This is a genomic window from Rhizosphaericola mali, assembly GCF_004337365.2.
Classification (GTDB): Bacteria; Bacteroidota; Bacteroidia; order Chitinophagales; family Chitinophagaceae; genus Rhizosphaericola; species Rhizosphaericola mali.
On the sequence record NZ_CP044016.1, the window covers coordinates 1,889,144 to 1,910,003 of the forward strand.

Annotated in this window: 17 protein-coding genes and 1 tRNA gene; 12 read left to right on the top strand and 6 right to left on the bottom strand. The window is 33.8% G+C overall.

Annotation, left to right across the window (positions count from 1 at the left end; genetic code table 11):
- The first annotated feature begins 39 nt into the window (after positions 1-39).
- Positions 40-390 carry a hypothetical protein gene (locus E0W69_RS08155; RefSeq protein WP_131329583.1) on the top strand — a complete coding sequence of 117 codons (351 nt, stop codon included), beginning with the start codon at positions 40-42 and terminating at the stop codon, positions 388-390.
- A 374-nt stretch (positions 391-764) separates the two neighbouring features.
- Here the strand turns inward: E0W69_RS08155 and E0W69_RS08160 are convergent, their stop codons facing one another.
- Positions 765-1,133, bottom strand: coding sequence for a DoxX family protein (locus E0W69_RS08160; protein ID WP_131329584.1), 369 nt, complete (start codon positions 1,131-1,133; stop codon positions 765-767).
- Positions 1,134-1,968: 835 nt separating this feature from the next.
- Between E0W69_RS08160 and E0W69_RS08165 the strand changes: the two genes are divergently transcribed.
- Positions 1,969-2,178, top strand: coding sequence for a hypothetical protein (locus tag E0W69_RS08165; RefSeq protein WP_131329585.1), 210 nt, complete (start codon positions 1,969-1,971; stop codon positions 2,176-2,178).
- A 402-nt stretch (positions 2,179-2,580) separates the two neighbouring features.
- On the opposite strand, the gene E0W69_RS08170 is transcribed toward E0W69_RS08165, so the two are convergent.
- Positions 2,581-2,654: transfer RNA gene (locus E0W69_RS08170), tRNA-Arg, on the bottom strand.
- 342 nt (positions 2,655-2,996) lie between these two features.
- Here E0W69_RS08170 and dnaB point away from each other — a divergent pair.
- The 5 genes from dnaB to E0W69_RS20450 all read left to right on the top strand — a co-directional run bounded on the left by dnaB (position 2,997) and on the right by E0W69_RS20450 (position 9,311).
- Positions 2,997-4,592 carry a replicative DNA helicase gene (gene dnaB, locus E0W69_RS08175; RefSeq protein ID WP_131329586.1) on the top strand — a complete coding sequence of 532 codons (1,596 nt, stop codon included), beginning with the start codon at positions 2,997-2,999 and terminating at the stop codon, positions 4,590-4,592.
- A gap of 71 nt (positions 4,593-4,663) precedes the next feature.
- Positions 4,664-7,084: a hypothetical protein gene (locus tag E0W69_RS08180; RefSeq protein WP_131329587.1), complete on the top strand. Its 2,421-nt coding sequence runs from the start codon at positions 4,664-4,666 to the stop codon at positions 7,082-7,084.
- A gap of 16 nt (positions 7,085-7,100) precedes the next feature.
- Entirely contained in the window at positions 7,101-7,418 is a 318-nt protein-coding gene (locus E0W69_RS08185) for a DUF3467 domain-containing protein (RefSeq protein ID WP_131329588.1), read from the top strand.
- Between the two features lie 34 nt (positions 7,419-7,452).
- Positions 7,453-9,084 carry an L-glutamate gamma-semialdehyde dehydrogenase gene (gene pruA, locus E0W69_RS08190; RefSeq protein WP_131329590.1) on the top strand — a complete coding sequence of 544 codons (1,632 nt, stop codon included), beginning with the start codon at positions 7,453-7,455 and terminating at the stop codon, positions 9,082-9,084.
- A 50-nt stretch (positions 9,085-9,134) separates the two neighbouring features.
- Positions 9,135-9,311: a hypothetical protein gene (locus E0W69_RS20450; RefSeq protein WP_191968008.1), complete on the top strand. Its 177-nt coding sequence runs from the start codon at positions 9,135-9,137 to the stop codon at positions 9,309-9,311.
- A gap of 17 nt (positions 9,312-9,328) precedes the next feature.
- Here E0W69_RS20450 and E0W69_RS08195 read toward each other — a convergent pair whose 3' ends face one another.
- The 3 genes from E0W69_RS08195 to E0W69_RS08205 all read right to left on the bottom strand — a co-directional run bounded on the left by E0W69_RS08195 (position 9,329) and on the right by E0W69_RS08205 (position 11,887).
- The gene (locus tag E0W69_RS08195; protein WP_225321450.1) at positions 9,329-9,994 is read right to left on the bottom strand and encodes an alpha/beta hydrolase; all 666 of its coding nucleotides are present in this window, start codon (positions 9,992-9,994) and stop codon (positions 9,329-9,331) included.
- Positions 9,995-10,050: 56 nt separating this feature from the next.
- Complete coding sequence (ygiD, locus tag E0W69_RS08200) at positions 10,051-10,941, bottom strand: 4,5-DOPA-extradiol-dioxygenase (protein WP_191968009.1); 891 nt, start codon at positions 10,939-10,941, stop codon at positions 10,051-10,053.
- Positions 10,942-11,053: 112 nt separating this feature from the next.
- Positions 11,054-11,887, bottom strand: a complete 834-nt coding sequence (locus E0W69_RS08205; RefSeq protein WP_131329592.1) for an AraC family transcriptional regulator — start codon at positions 11,885-11,887, stop codon at positions 11,054-11,056.
- A 153-nt stretch (positions 11,888-12,040) separates the two neighbouring features.
- Between E0W69_RS08205 and rpoN the strand changes: the two genes are divergently transcribed.
- The 5 genes from rpoN to E0W69_RS08230 all read left to right on the top strand — a co-directional run bounded on the left by rpoN (position 12,041) and on the right by E0W69_RS08230 (position 17,079).
- Complete coding sequence (gene rpoN, locus E0W69_RS08210) at positions 12,041-13,537, top strand: RNA polymerase factor sigma-54 (protein WP_131329594.1); 1,497 nt, start codon at positions 12,041-12,043, stop codon at positions 13,535-13,537.
- Positions 13,538-13,549: 12 nt separating this feature from the next.
- Positions 13,550-14,239: a hypothetical protein gene (locus E0W69_RS08215; protein ID WP_131329596.1), complete on the top strand. Its 690-nt coding sequence runs from the start codon at positions 13,550-13,552 to the stop codon at positions 14,237-14,239.
- 43 nt (positions 14,240-14,282) lie between these two features.
- A complete protein-coding gene (locus tag E0W69_RS08220; protein WP_131329598.1) occupies positions 14,283-15,824 on the top strand; it encodes a YifB family Mg chelatase-like AAA ATPase in 1,542 nt (513 codons plus the stop codon).
- Positions 15,825-15,911: 87 nt separating this feature from the next.
- Complete coding sequence (locus tag E0W69_RS08225; protein WP_131329600.1) at positions 15,912-16,244, top strand: heavy-metal-associated domain-containing protein; 333 nt, start codon at positions 15,912-15,914, stop codon at positions 16,242-16,244.
- Positions 16,245-16,350: 106 nt separating this feature from the next.
- Positions 16,351-17,079: an SIMPL domain-containing protein gene (locus tag E0W69_RS08230; RefSeq protein WP_131329602.1), complete on the top strand. Its 729-nt coding sequence runs from the start codon at positions 16,351-16,353 to the stop codon at positions 17,077-17,079.
- A gap of 70 nt (positions 17,080-17,149) precedes the next feature.
- On the opposite strand, the gene E0W69_RS08235 is transcribed toward E0W69_RS08230, so the two are convergent.
- On the bottom strand, positions 17,150-20,824 hold the full coding sequence (locus E0W69_RS08235) for a TIM-barrel domain-containing protein (protein WP_131329604.1): 3,675 nt from the start codon (positions 20,822-20,824) through the stop codon (positions 17,150-17,152).
- Between the last annotated feature and the right edge of the window lie 36 nt (positions 20,825-20,860).

A 20,860-nucleotide genomic window follows, 5' to 3' on the forward strand; every position in this document is an offset into this window, starting at 1 on the left:
TGAAGGAGAAATATATTTATTCATTAAAAATTGTAAGCCATGGATACGAATAAAATAAATCAACCAGACGAAGAAACTTTGCATACCACTGATCCTCAAGAGCACATGAAAGGCCCAGTTTCTTCTATTGTAAATAAAGTTGCAGAAATAGTTGATCCTAAAGACCCTGTTGAGGAAAATTCAAATACAATCATAGTAAAAACATTTCAAGAAGTAAAAGGTACTGTAGATGAAACTCTATATAAGCAAAAATTGGAACAACTCCTTCATGATCATTCTGAATATTTATTGGGAGACCTTAAAAGTAAAATAATCGAAAACCCAGATGAATATGTAGAAGTACAGGATAATAAAGGAGAAATTCATTTAAAATTTAAAGTTAAACCTTAATAATTATATTTTGTAACGTATACAGAATAGTTAGTGAAACTATAATTTTAGCACTATTTAATTCAATTAAATAGTGCTCTTCTTATTCAGGTAAGTCGTTTAGATACTCCTCAACTTTCGTCCTTTTTTTCAAATCATCCTTATTTGTTAAATCCAATTGTTAAGTTGTTATGGAAATATAACTATTTTCGGAACTGCCCGTCTATATGTTCCTTCCTCAGAGGGATTCAGAACTGATACGGAATATCTTTGTCGAATAGTAATGTTATGGGTCATATAGATGACTGATTAATAGAAGGCCAGTCAACAACCGAACTAAAAATATACATAACTAAATATTATTTTCAATTTCTAGTCTAGAAAAAGAAAGCAGACTAAAAATATTGCTTGTTTAGGACAAAAACAAGAAAGGATATTATAGCAATCGATAAAACGATCATCAATAATTTTTTATTTTGATCATTTTTATGAACAAACACAGCACCAGTCATCATTATAAAGAAACCAATAGCTGAAATAGGTGTCAAAATGGGATAAATTTGTAATAATTTTGGCAAAATGAGACCAAATACACCTAACAATTGAAAAATGCCTAACAATCTATTGATAACTACACTATTGCCAGGTTTTAATTGATGTCTTTCTATCAATATTGTAGCAGAAAGTCGCATATTATCCAAGGCTGGCTTTATAAAAAACAATGCAATTATAATCTGTAAAATCCAAGATAAAATATCCAACATAATCTCAACTTTAATTAAATATATAGGTTTTTACAAGATATATATAATGATTTAAGATTCTACGATTTCTTTTTCAACTAAATTGATTCCATTAAAAATGTAAAAGATTAAGTATAGCGTAACAATACCAAAACATAGTATTTGCAGATAAAAAAGTTTGTCAGATAAATGTTCTATATCACTAATAGATTTACTTGTAATGATTTGGTTAGGTGAACTGCTAACTATTTTCGAATACTGAATCAACTGTTGACCTAATACATCTCTACGATAAGAACAAATAAAAATAGATAAAAATGAAAATACAAAAAGAGTTTCATTTAGGTGATATTTTCGTAAAAAGTTACTCATAAGATTGTTTTTTAAGGTGATAAAATGAACAGAATCATCGAGAAACCAAATCATAAATTGCGCTGTAAAAATAATGAACTATATTGACATTTATCAATGCAATTAAAAATAATTTATTTACAAGTTAGAAAATATTAAAATATAGATTAGGATATCTGTTAAATAGTGCCGGCTCCAAAAAGATAATATCTTTTTGGAGCCGGACTTATATTTTGAATATGAATTATTCTTAGCAAATGTAAATGGCTTATTTAAACTGATTATGAATAGATTGTCAAACAATTGTGAAATTTATAAAACGATTATATTTTCTTTTCTAGAAATACCTCAATGATAAATATCTGTTTAATTGTTTTTGATTGGTATAGTGTTTGCGATTATATCTATAACGATTGATTGTATAGTATAATAAATGTCATCAAAAAAACACCAGAAAGAAAAGCTATTTTCCATTATCAATTTATAACCATAAAATAGATTTACTATGAATAAGACATACGAACAAGTAAAAAATACGATCGAATACAATATGTATAAGGAAGCACTGGAATATTTTTTACAGACAAACGGTGCAGATATTGCTCCTAATATAAAAGAGCAAATAAGGAATAACCCAGATGATTATGTTTTATTTGGAGAAAGCGAAGATGGATTAGAGGTAAGTCTGAAAAATACAAATACACATGAACTATAATACACAAAAAATATACAACAGAATTATTATTCAAATGTGGTAATTATTATTAAAAAATTAATTCACTTCCATTAAGTAAAAAATAATATTACATAAATTGTAATGACTAATTGGTGTTGGCGCGACGGCATCATTTTTATCGCAAAAAAAATGATATGATTTACTAAAAAGCATCTCAGTTGTCCAATTTACTTTAGGTGCTTTATCTTTCATAAAACAGTATGATTTAGGATTGTGTGCATATTATGATGAATACTATGGCTTAATAACTAAACATAACCGAAGTTGTGATGATCAAATTTTGCAAATAAGATTAGTATTAGTCTTGATTATTTGCAGTTATAGATATATCAAATAAAAAAGAAGTTATGAATTTAACTCCATAACTTCTTGATTTTCAAGTGTCCCGGATTGGATTCGAACCAATGACCTACTGCTTAGAAGGCAGTTGCTCTATCCAGCTGAGCTACCGAGACGGGAGCGCAAAAGTAGTAGATTTATTTTAACATTCCAAACTCTTTTTCTGTTTTTTTATGAAAATATATTTATCAAAATTCCTATTTTTTTAGCATTTTTCTTTTTACACAAAAAATGTGGACAAGCGATTTTTTATAGCGGAAAACTTTTTTAAATTGTTTATAAGTCATCTTTTGTCGTGTATAACACCAACTTTTCGGTGGATTATCTGTTAATCCTTGGTGGAATAAATAATCCATAAAACAAAGTTTTTTCACAACTTTGTTGGGCTTATATTCGCTGCTCTAGTAATTTTTAAAGATTGCTTTTCAATATTGGTTTTTTAATTTTTTCGGATATAAATGGATAATTTTTCTAATATAAATAAGGATAACAAAGAACGTAAAGTTGTAAGAAGAAAATCGACTACAGATCTTAACCCAATGGTGTTTGGCAAAGTACCACCGCAGGCGAAAGATTTGGAAGAAGCGGTTTTGGGGGCTGTGATGTTAGAAAAAGGTGCATTTGATAATGTGATAGAGGTAATTCGCTCAGAATGTTTCTATTTCGATGCACACCAAAAAATCTTCAAAGCATTTGAAAAATTAGCAGGTCAAAGTTTACCTATTGATATTTTAACTGTCGTTGAGCAGTTAAAAAAAGATGGTGATTTAGAAGAGGTTGGCGGACCATATTATGTATCCAAATTGACGAATGTTGTTGCGTCTACGGCCAATATCTTAACGCATGCTCAGATAATCTTACAAAAATTTATACAACGTGAATTGATTCGTATCAGTGGAGAGATTATCAAAACTGCATATGAAGATAGCACAGATGTATTTGACTTATTGGATGAGGCCGAACAAAAAATGTTCAATATCACCAATAATTATTTGAAAAAGAATTATGACGAAATTGGTGATGCATTAGCAAAAGCAATCGAAAGAATTGACAAATTGCGTATGCAAACGGATGATATATCTGGAGTACCAAGTGGCTTTCCTAGTTTGGATAAAGTTACCTATGGTTGGCAACCTTCAGATTTAGTCATTCTTGCCGCACGTCCAGCGGTTGGTAAGACAGCATTTGCCTTAAATTTAATTAGAAACGCCGCATTAAATCCACGCAAACCTACACCTGTGGCCTTCTTCTCACTAGAAATGAGTGCTGCACAGTTGGTGCAGCGTATTTTGTCTGCGGAAAGCGAAATTCCTTTGGAAAAAATCGCACGTGGTAAATTAGAAGATTATGAATACAAACAATTGAACTTAAAAGGTGTAAAGCGCTTGGAAGCCGCACCTATTTATATAGATGATACTGCCGCTTTGAATATATTTGAATTTAGAGCAAAAGCACGTCGTTTGGTTAACAAACATGGCGTAAGTATGATCATCATTGATTATTTGCAATTGATGAGTGGTAGCGGAGACAAGAATACAAACCGTGAACAAGAAATCAGTACCATTTCTAGAAACTTAAAAGTCCTTGCAAAAGAGTTAAGTATCCCGATCATCGCATTGAGTCAGTTGAGTCGTGCCGTGGAAACAAGAAAGGAAAGCAAGATTCCTCAGTTGAGTGACTTACGTGAATCTGGTGCGATCGAGCAAGATGCCGATATGGTAATGTTCATCTACCGTCCAGAATACTATGAAATCGGTACAAATGAAATGGGCGAAAGTACACATGGAGAAACCCATATTAAAATAGCAAAACACAGAAATGGTTCTTTGGAAACCGTAAAATTACAAGCTAAACTAGAAATTCAAAAATTTGTAGAAGTGGAAGATGGTGGATTTTCTGGTGGAGGTAATTGGAAGCCATTGGGACAAGAAAGTGGCGGAAATGATTTTAACGATGGCAATGATGGCGGTGCAAAATTTTTCATACAGCAGAGTAAAATGAACAACGGAAATTTCGAACAACCGAACGGTAATATTCCCGAAAATCCGTTTTAATGTTGACAATTATCTTAGTTTCCTTATTTTTATGCCGCACATTACCATTTTTAAATTGGAAATAGAGACTAATGAAATATAAAATAATTTTTGCATGTAGTATTGTGTTCCTATTGCTAACGCAACACAAAGTACATGCGCAAATGCGTTTTGATTCGGTTTTAAATAATTATGCAGCAAATTACCAGACTGAAAAAGTCTATTTTCAATTAGACAAGCCAGCTTATGGAGTAGGTGATACTGTGTGGTTCAAGGGATATGTCATGGCGGGCATCACTCCTACTGAAAAAAGTAAAAATCTTTATATCGACTTCAGTGACGTAAAAGGTAAAGTACTAGCACATCTTGTATACCCAATTATTATGGGTGGAGCATTCGGACAATTCACCGTTCCGGATTCCTTGACTGGAAAGTTTTTACATATGCGCGGCTATACCAATTGGATGCGCAATTTTGATTCTGCCTTTTTTTATGAAAAAGACATTCGTATCATTAAAAGTGACCCTAATGTAGTCAAAGTGCAACCCAAACAACAAACATCAATTACCTTTTTCCCAGAAGGAGGAAATTTCGTTGCAGGAATAAAGGCAAATATAGCTTTCAAAGCAACGGATCAATTTGGAATTCCTGTAGATGTAAATGGTGAGGTTGTAGATAGTAAAAATGCTAATGTTGGCGAATTTAAATCTAAACATGACGGAATGGGCGTATTTTCGATCTTCCCTTCTGCAAATGAAAAATACAAAGCTATCTGGACGGATGCTAACAAGGTGAAACATGAAACGGAATTGCCAAATATTTCCAATTCTGGCGTAGTATTACAACTGGCCAATATTGGAAAAAATAAAGCATTTCTAATTTCAAGAACCGATAATGTTCCGGCCGAACAAAAGGAATTACATATACTTGCGACTATACAACAACAGCCGGTTTATTTGGCTAACATCAATCTTGAAACGAAAAATTCTATTGGTGGTAGTTTTGATGCTTCAGAGATGCCTGCAGGTGTAATGATTGTTACGATTTTGGATAAAAATTATGTACCGCTTGCAGAGCGAATTACATTCGTAGATAATTTAGCCGAAGCAAAAGTGGAACCAGAATTAGGATTTACAAAAATTGGGTTAAATAAAAGAGCGGCAAATGAGGTGGTTGTAAATCTTCCAGATTCTAATATTGCAAACTTATCTTTATCAATTACGGATGCTGAACTTGGCATTGATAGTTCGTCCAATATTGTTTCCCAATTATTAATGTCTGATGATATTAAAGGGCGAGTTTACCATCCATTATATTATTTTTCAGATACGACAAAAGAAATCAAAAATAATTTAGAATTGGTCATGATGACCAATGGTTGGAGAAAATATAATTGGGATAAAATTGCAGCAGGCGAATTTCCTAAAATTAATTATCCAGTAGATACTAGTTATCTTACGCTTTCTGGAAAAATATTTGGTGCAACACCAGATCAAATTCGCACTGCAGGTGAAATAATTTTATTGGCAACGCCTACAGGTCAGAATAAGAATACGAAATTTATTCCAATGACCGTAAAGCCAGATGGCACTTTTAATGATCCCAATGCACTTTTCTTTGATTCCCTTTCTGTAAGATATCAATTTGCCAAAAAGAAAAATTTTGCGGATCAAGTTTCTGTAAAATTTATGAATAACAGAATATTACCGCCATTAAATATATTTCCAGATAAACAAAATTTAGCCTTCTTGATGATGACAGATACTTCTGGAGAAGCTAGATTAAAATATATGTTAGCAGAACAATATCGTATTGCTCAATTAGCTAAAACGAAAACATTGGAAGATGTAACCGTCCATACGAAGGCAAAATCACCATTAGAAATCATGGATGATAAATACACTTCAGGTATGTTTAAAGGTGGTGATGCACAAGAGTTTAACCTTGTAAATGATATGGTAGCACAGACATCTATGAATATCTTACAATATTTGCAAGGTCGTGTTGCAGGTTTACAAATCAGTAATCCGACTAGTAATCCATCTATGACTTGGAGAGGTGGTACCCCACAAATTTATTTGGATGAAATGCCTGTTGATGTTAATATGATCCAAAATATGCCTGTTACGGATATGGCGTATTTAAAAGTATTTCGTCCTCCATTTATGGGCGGCTTTGGAGGTGGAAGTGGTGGAGCTATTGCCATTTACACAAAAAGAGGGGACGAAAGGGCTGCTTCTTCAGATGCAAAAGGTCTTCCTGGTCAGTTAATCGCAGGTTATTCAAGTATCAAAGAGTTTTATGTTCCCAATTATGATGATTTGAATGTTGATTGGAACAAACCCGACCTTCGTACCACTTTGTATTGGGTACCATCTATCCTAACAGGTCCAAACAATAAAATGGTCAGAATGAAATTTTTCAACAACGACTACACGCACTCTTTTAGAGTTGTATTGGAAGGAATGGCGAGCGATGGACGATTGATACATGTAGAAAAAGTAATCGAATAATTTATAAAAATAAAATATGGCGCAAGAATTAAATCCTAATGAAAACCAATTGAATATCGAAATAAGTGAGGAAGTTGCAGAAGGAACTTATTCTAATTTGGCAATCATTTCTCACAGCCAAGCTGAATTTATCATGGATTTTGTGAATATAATGCCAGGAACACCTAAGAGCAAAGTCAAATCTCGTATTGTCATGACTCCAATGCATGCCAAAAGATTTATGAAAGCATTAAGTGACAATATCCTTAATTTTGAACGCGAAAATGGGAAAATCAATGATTTGAATGAAAATGAATTATTGATGAACTTTGGTGGTCCCACAGCACAAGCGTAGTTTTTAATTTAGATAGAAAGAAGATACAATTATTATGAGTTTAGGTACATTTCACTATTCCAGACCGCAAAATGAACCAACATATTCTTATGCTCCTGGAACGAAAGAAAGAATTGCTTTGCAAGAAGCAATCAAAGCATTGAAAAGTAAAGAAGTAGAGATTCCGATGTATATCGGTGCAGAAGAAGTAACTACGGGCAAAAAAATTGCAATTCATCCTCCACACGAGATTGCGCATACTTTAGGCTATTTCCATTTTGGAGATACTTCTCATGTTGAAAAAGCAATTGAAGCAGCAAAGGCAGCAAAACCTAATTGGGAAAATATGCCTTGGGAGGAAAGAGCTGCGATATTTTTACGAGCAGCAGATTTATTTGCAACGAAATATAGATTTGAATTGAATGCAGCAACAATGTTGTGCCAAAGTAAAAACCCATTTCAAGCGGAAATTGATGCAGGAAATGAATTGGTTGACTTCTTGAGATTCAATGTACATTTCTTAAGTGAAATCTATGCAGAACAACCGGCTTCTTCTACCGGAACTTATAACCGTACAGAATGGCGTCCATTAGAAGGCTTTGTATTAGCAGTAACTCCATTCAACTTTACTGCGATTGCTGGGAATTTACCATGTGCGCCAGCACTTTGTGGAAATACAGTTGTATGGAAACCTGCAGATGCGCAAGTTTACAGTGCACAGATTGTAATGAAAGTGTTGAAAGAAGCTGGATTGCCAGATGGTGTTATCAACTTAATTTACGTGGATGGTAAAGAATTAGGAGATGTTTGTTTCTCTCACCATGATTTTGCTGGTGTGCATTTCACTGGTTCGTCTGCAGTATTCAAAACTATTTGGAAGAATATCGGAACAAACGTTGATAAATTCAGAACCTTCCCAAGAATCGTAGGAGAAACTGGCGGTAAAGATTTCGTTTTAATTCATAAATCTGCGGCTGTTGATTCTTCTGTTGTGGCGTTAGCAAGAGGTGCATTTGAATACCAAGGACAAAAATGTTCTGCGGCTTCAAGAGCGTATATACCTTCTAATCTTGCAGATGAGATTTTGGAAAAATTAGTAGCTATGGTGAAAACTTTCACTATCGGAACTGTTGAAGATTTTTCAAATTATATTAACGCCGTAATACACGAGCAAAGCTTTGATAAAATTGCATCTTATATTGAAACTGCGAAAGCTGCTTCTGATGCGGAAATTATCGTTGGAGGTACGTATGACAAATCCAAAGGTTACTTCGTCTCTCCTACTGTGATCAAAACAACAAATAAAGATTTCGTTACGCTAAGCGAAGAAATATTCGGGCCTGTTTTGACAGTTTATGTATATGATGAAAATGAATTTGAAGAAATCATCAAAGTAGTTGATTCAACTTCTCCTTATGCACTTACTGGTTCTATTTTAGCGACGGATAGAAATGCAGTGGCTTATGCAACACAACATTTGAGAAATGCCGCAGGTAACTTCTATGTAAATGATAAACCAACCGGTGCGGTAGTGGGGCAACAACCTTTCGGTGGTGCTAGAGCATCTGGTACAAATGATAAAGCGGGTAGCAAATTGAATATGTACAGATGGTTGAGCGCACGTAGTATTAAGGAAACTTTTAATCCTCCAACAGATTATACATATCCATTTTTACAGAAAGATTAGTTTAATCTTTTACATATTCAAATGCGGAATTCTTCTAGATGCTCCCAATATTGGAAACGCAAAAAATTCCGCATTTTTTTTCTATTCATATGCCTAAAGAATTGTGGCCAACATTCACAGAATATTTAAATGAAAAAATAATAGAAAGTGAATCACTAATTGATGAAATAAAGCAAGCGTATCATTTTTATACAGAAACATTGCAAAAAATAAGGCTATTGAAATAATCAATAGCCTTATAAAATCATTGTACAGAATTTAACCACTGAACTGCATCATGCAGCATATCAGGATTGATCGTATGATTGTCGTGATATGTATGAAAATCTGGATGCAAACCCAAACTATCCAAATAACTCACAGCATCTGTAGCAAATGGATAATGTAGCACTTGGTCTTCTTTTCCATGAGAAATGAAAATTTGTAATTTTTTCAATCTTTCCGGGGACGCAACTAATGGTTTTACTTCGGGCAAAAGACGACCACTCATTACAGCGATACCTTTTATTTTTTCTGGTTCTGTCAACGCAACACTATAACTCATAATACCGCCTTGACTAAATCCAAGCAGATATACTTCATTTTCATCAAAATTTTGTTCGCTTTTCAAATCTTTGATGAATTTTAAAATCGTTTTTCGAGCAGCTTCTGCTTGATTTTCATTAATTACTGGACGTCCTGTGGAAAAATCCACTTGAAACCAAGCATAACTTCCAGGTCCAAATGTTAATGGACCTCGAGCAGAAACTACTAAAAATTTATCTGGTAGACTATCTGCAAATGAAAACATATTTGCATCATTACTACCTACGCCGTGCAACAAAATCAATAAGGGAGGTTTTTCCGTTTTGATTTTTGGATTACGAACTAAGTAATGCAATTGAGGTTTCTCTATAGTTGAATTAGACATTTTGTGTTGAATTAATAAGTAAATAGGAATCAAAAAAATGAGCAGTAGAAATTTCATTAGGCTCTTTCTATTTTAACAGAAAGCATATTTAAAGAACCTGCTACCAAACCATCATTAAAAATAGTCGTCTTTTCATCTTTTTCTTGTAAGGATAAAGCGTACAACAGCGGAATATAGTGCTCTGGTGTAGGAATGGATAATTGAAAATCGCGACCTTGTTTGTCATAATTGATCAACGCTTGATGGTCTTTATTTTCAATTAATTGTTTCATTTTTTCATTTGCAGAAAAAGCCCATTCGTATGCATAACCAGGTTCGGACATTTTATCCCAAGCCGCCATTCTTAAATTATGCACCGTATTGCCACTGCCAATAATCAAAACTCCTTTATTCCTTAATTTACTCAATTCTTTACCTAATGTATAGTGATAAGATGCTGGTTGTGTATAATCGATACTCATCTCAATGACGGGAATTTTAGCATCGGGATATAAATGTTTTACCACGGTCCAGCAACCATGATCCAACCCCCATTGGTCCGTAATACCCACATGTGTGGACGTAATTAATTCAGAAGTTTCTTTGGCTAATTCGGGACTTCCAGGTGCAGGATATTGTACATCAAAAAGCGCCTTTGGAAAACCACCAAAATCATGAATCGTTTCTGGATGTTCCATTCCTGTAACAAAAGTGCCACGCGTCTCCCAATGCGCAGAAATACACAAAATCATTTTTGGAGTAGGAATTTCTTTCGCAACTTTTTGAAAACCATGAACAAATACATTGTCTTCAATTGCATTCATCGGATTACCATGTCCCAAAAACAAAACAGGCATTCTTTCCGTATTAGGTAAATTGCTAGATATCGCTTGTAAATTATTTAATTTCATCATTGCTCCTCCTATGGGAAGTATTGTCAATAATTTTAAAAAATCTTTTCTATGCATCTTATCATTTTTAAGATTTTCTCATTTGAAAATACTCGTTTAAAAATTTTATAATGCAAAGTTCGGACGAAATACTAGCGCAATGGTAATACAATTCAGAAGAATCGTTGTGTTATTGGGAAATGAGCTTGCGCATAGCTAAACGAAATTCGGATGGAGATTGTCCTGATTTCTTTTTGAATGCATGTGTAAAATAGGTTTTCTCATTGTATCCCAATTCAAATCCGATCTCGGCTATCGTTTTGTCCGTCGTGATAAGAAGATTTTTAGCTTCGATTAATTTGCGTGTATCGATAATTTCTGAAACACTTTGTTGCAATATATTTTGACAAATAAGATTGAGATTTCTCGTTGTCATAAATAATTTGTCTGCATAAAATTGCACACTTTCGGGAGATTTATAGTTCAATTCGAGCAAATGAAGGAAATTTTTGAATGTGATACTTTGTGTTTTTTTCAATTCTTCATTGCCAACATTTTGCTTTCTTTTTTCAGATTCGATCATCGTAAATAAGGCACTCAATAACTGTCTAATGACCGCCAAATCTGGCGCAGATTGATGGTATTCCTGATAAATAAGCTGAGCTATTATTGTTAATCGCTTAAAACAGTCATTGTCCTGCAAACAAATATTTGCATTTTCATGATAATAAGAATAAAGTTGAAAAGTCGTCTCTGGAATAAATTCACTTTTGAAACGCATCACCCACATTTCACATTCACCATGTAACGCGGAAGGTTGTACCCGATGCACTTTACCACGCGTAACAAAACTTACAAATGGCGCTTTGAAAATCTGAGATTTAAAATCAATAAAATGTTCTAATTCGCCTTTTACTCCGATTATTAATTCTTCAAAATCATGATTATGCGGCGTATTTGTTTCTCGTTCAATCTTTTCCGCATCTGCAGCAGACAATTGAAATATTTTAAATAATTCTGTCATTTCTACAATTCAAGGCAATGTAATAAAATTACGGTTAATATTTAAAAAATCGTCCTCTTTATCAAAAATTAGACCAAAAAAATATATTTTAGTCAATTCTTTGATATTTATGTAAAATTCTCCTTAATTTTATCCCGGTTAATAGAAAAAATTATGGCCCTTAGTCAAGCATTACAACAGAAACAACTTCAGAAATTATCTCCACAACAAATTCAGTTAATGAAATTGTTGCAAATTCCTACTGCCAATTTGGAAGAAAGAATCAAGGAAGAAATGGAAGAGAATCCGGCATTAGAAACTAACGACGATAACTATGAAGAGGAGTACAACTCCGAATCTGAGGAAAGAAATAGCGACGATAACAATGACGATTATGAAATGGACGGTGGTGAGGAGCAATATGACAATATAGATATATCAGAATATGTGCATGAAGGCGATGATGAAGTCGGTGATTACAAAACACGAGATGATAATTATGGTCAAGCGGAGGAAAAGCAAAGCGTACCATTTAAATTAGAAAGTAATTTTCATGATACGGTTGTCGATCAGTTGGGTATGTTATCTCTTAAAGGAGATGATCAAGTCATTGCAGAACAGATCGTTGGCAGTCTTGATGATGATGGTTATTTGCGTAGGGATATTACCTCTATCGTTGACGATTTAGCATTTAGACAAAATATAGATACTACAGAAGCTAATATTGAACGTATTATCAAATTGATTCAAAAGTTTGATCCTGCAGGTATTTGCGCTCGAGATTTAAAAGAATGTTTGATTTTACAATTGGAAAGAATCGAATCTGAATCACCCAATGAAAGAGTCGAATTGGCAATGAAAATTTTGCAAAAATATTTCGACGAATTTACCAAAAAGCATTATGAAAAAATATTGCGAGGTTTGGATATTGATGATGAAAAGCTAAAAAGTGTCATCAATGTAATTTTACATCTCAATCCAAAACCTGGTGGTAATATCGGAAGTATCAATAAGGCAGAAAGCTATATCGTACCAGATTTCTTCATATTCAACAATAATGGTCAGTTAGAACTAACGCTCAACTCTCGTAACGCACCTGCATTAAAAGTAAGCGAAGGATATCGAGATATGCTGAAGGATTACGAACGAGGTAGTAAAAAAGATAAGGGTCAAAAAGATGCTGTTTTATTTATCAAACAAAAAATTGATTCTGCGAAGTGGTTTATTGACATGATTAAACAACGTCAAAATACTTTATTAAGTACGATGACAGCAATCATGCAATACCAAGAAAACTTCTTCTTGTCTGGAGATGAGACGAACTTAAAACCAATGATATTGAAAGATATTGCAGAAATTACCGCTTTGGATATTTCTACAGTGAGCCGCGTAGCAAACAGCAAATTTGTACAAACGGAATTCGGCACGTATCGATTGAAATTCTTTTTCAGTGAATCTCTGAGTACAGATTCGGGTGAGGAAGTGAGTACACGTGAAGTGAAAAAGATATTGAGCGACGTTATCGAAGAGGAAAATAAGAAGAAACCATTAAGCGATGAACGATTAACAACGATACTTCAGGAAAAAGGTTATAATATTGCGCGTAGAACTGTAGCAAAATACAGAGAACAATTAAATATCCCAGTCGCAAGATTGAGAAAAGAACTATAAGTACACAACGGAATGAATATATCGAATCAAATTGAAGAAACTGCCATCGTCGTACCGATGAATGATGGAATTGTCTATCCAAAATTTTTGCGAACCATTGCAAAATTGTTGACAATTCTGTTTCATCCTTTATTTATTCCGATATATGTTTTCCTTTGGATGCACTTAAGATTTCCTACAGAATTTGCAGGCATGGATGATCATACATTCAACATAAGGGCATTTGGGGTTTTTTGGACTACGGCATTTTTTCCTGCATTTGTTGTTTTTATACTTTGGAGATTAAAAATGATCAAAAGTTTGGATATGAATGCCAGTACAGAAAGAATCATTCCTTACGTTGCAACAATGTTTTTCTATTGGTGGATGTGGTATTTGAGCCGCAATTTTACAGATCAAGCAAGTGCATTGAAATTTTTCTATTTTGGAATATTCTTAGCAACTATTCCAGGTTTGATTTTCAATAATTTTTTCAAAATAAGTATGCATGGCATGGGAATCGGCGGTTTAATCGGCGCTGTTACTTTGACATGCTATATGTATGGAATATATCTCGGAGCTGATTTGATTATATTATTTCTATTATCCGGTTTGGTATTATCTTCTAGATTAATATTAAAGGCACATAATAATTTTGAATTATATATGGGTGTTTTTACTGGATTGATTAGTCAATTCATTGCATATTATATTTTTTCTTAAGGTAAATTCCTTAATTTTAGAAGAAATATAACCGAACTAACCTATGCTTGTAAAAACATTTGGCAGCGCCATATACGGCGTTGAAGCTATCACAATCACCATTGAAGTAAGCGTCAGCGAAGGGCAACATTATTTTATCGTAGGATTGCCTGATAATGCGGTAAAGGAAAGTTTGCAAAGAATCGAAACGGCTATCAAAAGTAATCGATTATATATGCCGCGCACCAAAATCGTCATCAACCTCGCTCCTGCGGATATTAAAAAAACAGGTTCTGCATTTGATTTACCCATTGCCATTGGCGTTTTAGGGGCAAGTGACCAAATTTTTTCTCCGGACAAATTAGCACAATATGTTATCATGGGTGAGTTGAGTTTGGATGGAACTATTCAACCGATTAAAGGTGCATTGCCCATCGCTATACAAGCCAGAAAAGAAGGATTTAAAGGATTAATCGTTCCCATGCAAAATGCTAAAGAAGCGGGCATGGTAAATAATTTGGAGGTATATGGTGTCAGTCATATAAGAGAAGTCGTGCAATTTTTCAAAGAACCAGAAAGTCTACAACCCATTAGCGTCAATACAAGAGAGGATTTTTTTGAAAATCAAAATTCATTTGATGTAGATTTTAATGACGTAAAAGGACAAGAAAATATAAAAAGAGCATTGGAAATCGCCGCGGCAGGTGGTCATAATCTCATTCTAATCGGACCTCCTGGAGCTGGCAAGACCATGCTTGCAAAAAGAATGCCCACGATTTTGCCACCCTTGAATCTTTTAGAAGCCCTAGAAACCACCAAAATACATAGTGTAGCAGGAAAATTACCTGACAATGCAAGTTTAGTTAGTCGACGTCCTTTTCGCTCACCACATCACACTGTCAGCGATGTGGCATTGGTCGGTGGTGGAGCAATACCACAACCAGGTGAAATTTCATTGGCACATAATGGTGTTTTATTTTTGGATGAATTACCCGAATTTAAACGAACTGCGTTAGAAGTCATGCGTCAACCGATGGAAGAGCGAAAAGTTACGATTTCTCGTACCAAAATTTCTTTGGATTTTCCTTCCAATTTTATGTTGTTGGCGTCTATGAATCCTTGTCCTTGTGGCTTTTTCAATCATCCAGAACGTAATTGTACATGTCCACCAGGATCCGTACAAAAATATTTGAATAAAATCTCCGGTCCTTTGCTTGATAGAATTGATCTACACGTAGAGGTTACTCCCGTTTCTTTTAGTGAATTGAGCAAACAATCCAATGGAGAATCATCTTCTGAAATTAGAGAGCGTGTCATTAGAGCACGAGAAATTCAATCAAAAAGATATGAGGCAAACGATTCTATTTATACGAATGCGCAAATGAGTAGCAAACATTTACGTGAAATCTGTGTCATAAATACAGTTGCAGAAAATTTACTCAAACGTGCCATGGAAAAATTACAATTAAGTGCAAGAGCTTATGATCGTATACTCAAAGTGAGCAGAACGATTGCAGACCTTGCCAATTCGGAAGATATTCAAACGGAACATGTGGCAGAAGCAATTCAATTTAGGAGTTTGGATAGAGCGTCTTGGGCGGGCTAATTTCAAGTTTATATTTTGTAGCAATCGCCCAATATTTTAATATAATTTTATAATAAGAGTTTTTACCTTTGGTACAAATAATTCAAAATGAAAAGTTTAAAAATAGGATTAGCATTTGCTGCAAGTTTATTCTCAGCAAGTTTATTTGCGCAAGCAAAAACAGAAACCATCAAAGTATCTGGCAATTGCGGACAATGCAAAAAACATATCGAAAAAGCTGCAAAATTGCCTGGTGTAGAAACTGCAGTTTGGGATAAAAAAACAAAAGAATTGACTTTGGTATATGATCAAAGCAAAGTTTCTACAGACAAAATTGAAAAAAGCATCGCTGACGCTGGTTATGATAATGAAAAATTCAAAGCTCCAGATAAAGCTTATAATAAATTAGACGAATGTTGCCAATACGATAGAGCAAAATAATCTGATTGTCATAATTTTATAAGAAAAGGTATCGAATTGATTTCGATACCTTTTTTGCATTTTATTGGCATAATTTTTTCTAACTGATTGAAAAACAACTTGAAATATGAAAAATAGTACAAGTGCTATTATTATTGCCGTAGCGATTATATTTGCCGCAATTATCGGAAAATCAGCATACAAATACAAATTTAAATCCAATCAAACGATAACCGTTACTGGCATGGCAGAAAAGGATTTTGATAGTGATTTAATAGTCTGGTCAGGCAGTTACGGTCGCAGTTCGTCCGATTTGAAAAGTGCTTATACCGCATTAAAAGAAGATGAAGGCACCATCCGAAACTATCTTACCCAAAAAGGTTTGAATGCGAATGAAATCGTATTCTCCGCTGTAGACATTTCGAAAAACTATACGAATGAAACAGATGAAAATAATCGTTCAACCTCCGTATTCTCTGGCTACACTTTATCTCAAACCGTAAAAATTGAATCTAACAACGTCAATAAAGTCGAAGCTATCAGCCGAGAAGTAACCGAATTGATAGAAAAAGATATCGCGTTTACATCTTCCTCTCCTTCTTATTACTTTACTAAATTGGCAGAATTAAAACTGGATCTTTTATCCAAAGCAAGCGCGGATGCTAAAAGCAGAGCAACAAGTATTGCTGAAAATACAGGATCGAACATTGGCGATTTAAAAACTGCTAATATGGGCATATTCCAAATTACAGGTAAAAATAGTAATGAAGATTATAGTTATGGTGGAGCATTTAATACTTCTTCTCGTAGGAAGACTGCTTCCATTACTTTACGTTCTGAGTATCTAGTTAAATAATGGATTCTTGATATAAATAAAATAGCCGTTTGCAATGCAAACGGCTATTTTATTTCGTCTTCTAATTACTTTAAAAGACTTCACTATCTAAAGCCCGATTAACCAAAATCCCATCTTTCATTTTCAGATCAATAGTTCCGTCTTTTTTTGCTTTAAATTCAATTTCAAATAATGAAGAAGTACCATTTAAAGTTGGTTTCAAACCAATATTTACAAAAGTAGGATACAACACTTTTTCTGCATTACTATGCAAACGATCATAGGTCATATTTTCCATAGTTGAAATATTATTAGAGTGAATTCCTACATATTCCAATAGCGCGGGATCGTAAGGCAATGCAAAACTGAATGCATTTACATTGTATAAATCATTTCCCGTAACTTTTAATTTAACTATATCACCTTCTTTAAATGAAAGCGTAGTCGGTTCTAGTTCTATTTTTCCATGTACAGAATCCGTCAAGCTATCCTTATCTATACCTCCTTTTAATTGCGTTGCAACATTAGAAATATCATATGCATCAATTAAATTATTTTTATTTAAATCTCCATTGCTGATATAACCGTCAAAGTCACCATCCCCTTTGCGTAATCCAGTATAATTGGTATAAGAAGTAAGATCATTTTCATCAATGAGATGATCGTTATTAATATCTCCTGGTAGATAACTTTCCGATCCTGGAACTTTGAATATATACAATTCTCGACCAGAACCAAAATCTCCTACACCTTGTGTTACTACTAATTTCACAAAACGAGCAGTCGGATGATTTTTAAATTCAAATGTCTTGGTCGTTCCATCTTTTTTCCAATGAATATCTCCACCTAAAGTCCACTCCTTTTTATCCAAACTATAATAAATCTTACCCTCTGTAATAATACCATTACCACGTGACCGGGGCAAATATTCCAATTTAGCCAAGGTATTCATTGTTTTTAAATCAGCAACTATAGTTAACGGAATCCCCTTTTTTCCCCACTCCGTATGCCACATATCATTTTCATCAAAATCAAATAGTTTATCAATCTCATTACCTTCTTGATCAGGAACATTATTAACGGCAGAGATATTATGAATAGCAAATTCCAATGGATTTTTTTGCGTTTTTGCAGTAATCTTTTTCCATGTTGAATAACCTGATTTATTTACTGCTCGAATCTCAAATTTATAATTAGAATCGGGAACTAAATCTTCAAATATCAAATTATTCTGATAAATCGTGGAATAAAGCATGCTATCAAATTTTATTTCATAATAATCAGCATTCGATTGTAAATTCCATGTTGGTTTTAAACTATAAGCGGTAGCATTGCTATCCACTACGGCAAAATTTTGAACCGATTTTAATGCTCCATTATGTTTTAATTCTAGTGTAGAAGATTCGAATTTAAATCCATTAATCGTAACGTCTACTTTATTTTTGAGAGTATTCGTTTTACCCAAACGTACCCACAATTGAGGATTCCTTTGAATTTTTATTTTGGTAAATAAACTATCTTTTGTAGCAAATTGATTCCAATTGAGATGTTCATTGAAGAAATAAACGTTGTCATTATTTTCCCAATCTTCTTGTGTAAAAACTTCCTTTAATTTGACTTTTTTATTTCCAATTATAGCTAATATAGATGTTGGTTTCTGGGAAATATTAATTTTTAAATTAGTAGACTTAGTTATTTCCATTTTATCAAAATCACCCATTGTAGGGGCAATACTTATTGTCAATTTTTTACCTAAAACATTAGACGAAATTTTCGATTGAGAATATTTCCCAGAATTATATGCTTCAGTTGCACCATCATCATCGTATAACGTAAATGAACTATGACCACTTGGATAAAATTCTATTGTTCGCTCTGAAGTATTTATTTGTGTAACATTATTATTTGCATTATTTAAAGGAACAATCGCTCCTTTCTTTACAAAAACTGGTAATTTCCAAATAGGTGCGTTATAGTTATTAATAATTCTATCACCTTTGTATATAGTCCCTGTAAAATAATCCACCCACTCTCCTTTTGGCAAATAAATATTATTTCTTAAATCATTACCGTCATTATCACTATTCGTTGCTTGGTAAATAGGTGCAATCAAGAAGTAAGGACCGTATAGATATTGGTATTGTGTCGATTTTCCAAGCGTATATTTATTAGTTTCTATCAACATCATCGCTCTTATAATTGGTTCTCCAGACGTAGCATTATGAGCTACACTATAAGAATAAGGTAAAAGTTCAGATTTCCATTTTAAATAATTACGATTAATAGATGCCGCTGGTTCACCTAAAGCGAAAGGATATTTTTCATTGGAACCCCAACCATCCATATTTAATTGCATTGGTGTAAATGTCTTCCATTGAAAATCACGAATATTAACAATTGAGTTTTTTCCTCCAAAAATACCATCCATATCCGAAGTAATATTAGGCTGACCAGACAAACCAGAACCTATATAAGTTGGAATATGAAAACGAATATATTCCCATTGACCACCCGTCTGATCACCAGACCATATCGTCGCATATCGCTGTGTACCAGCCCAACCATCCAAAGAAATGATAAATGGGCGACTATTGTTTCCATATTTTGGAATAATGTTTCCTACGTCCGATACTCCATTCAATCCAAAAGAATAGCCTGCGCCCACCCAAGCAACGTCAGTTTTTAGCACACGTACACCTGCATCTTGAACTTCTTTAATTATATCGCGCTGCAAAAGAGCGCTTATGCCAGGTTTAGGATGCAAATCAGACTGCGTCCACAGTCCAATCTGTACCCCATTTTTTCGAGCATATTGTCCAAATGATTTCAAATTAGCAATATTACTATCCAAAGTAGAAGTTTGCCCATATCCTGCACCATAACCATCATTTGGCAAAATCCAACCGAGAGGCACATCATGATATTTATAACGATCGATTACCGCACGAGCAGAAAATAAATAATTATTCTTTTCTCCATTTAATGACTCTTTTATTCCGCCATTATCTTTTTGACTTTCACTATATTTTTTTCCATTTTCAAATTCAATTCCGTCTTTATTTTCTTTCCAATAATCTCGGTTATAGGCATTCAAATGTCCCTCGTAAAAACCAAATTTGGGTAAAAGAACTGGATTACCTGTCAATTGATAAAAATCTTTCAATAGCAATTTTGGTGTTGGATCCACCATAAAAAAGACATCTAAATAATTCGTTTTATGTGATAATATTACTTCCGAATAATTCTTTGATCCAAAATCATATTGTCCCGGTTGAAATGTGTAAAACAGGATGCCGTAGCCATTTGTCGACCAATAAAAAGGAGTAGGCGATGCCACGCCCCCGTCTGTCCAGCTATTTTGATTTTCGATAGCAATCATTTTTCCTTTGTGTGAAAAACGACCATTCTGAACCCCTCCTCCATAATAATATTCTGTCGGACTAGAATGTAAAGAAAGAATAACTTTATTTTTTTCAAACTGCACAGGCTTTAGAAAGGTTAAAACATGCTTGCCATTTTGTTTATCTACAATAGTTAGTAAACCATTTTTTCGATGAATTGCAATATGAATTTTTTTAGTATCAATAAACACGGAATCAACAGTGTTATAGACCTCCAATGAATTAATGGAGACTCTTGGATTATTCACTAAAATATGTGCTTCTGGATTTGCAACTGGATCATGCATCGCTACACCAGAAGTGTCCTCATACATCCTAAATATATTATCGCCGTAAAAATCCAAATAACATTTTTGTTTGTCCATGAATTCAATTTGAACACAAGTGCTATTTTTCTTTGA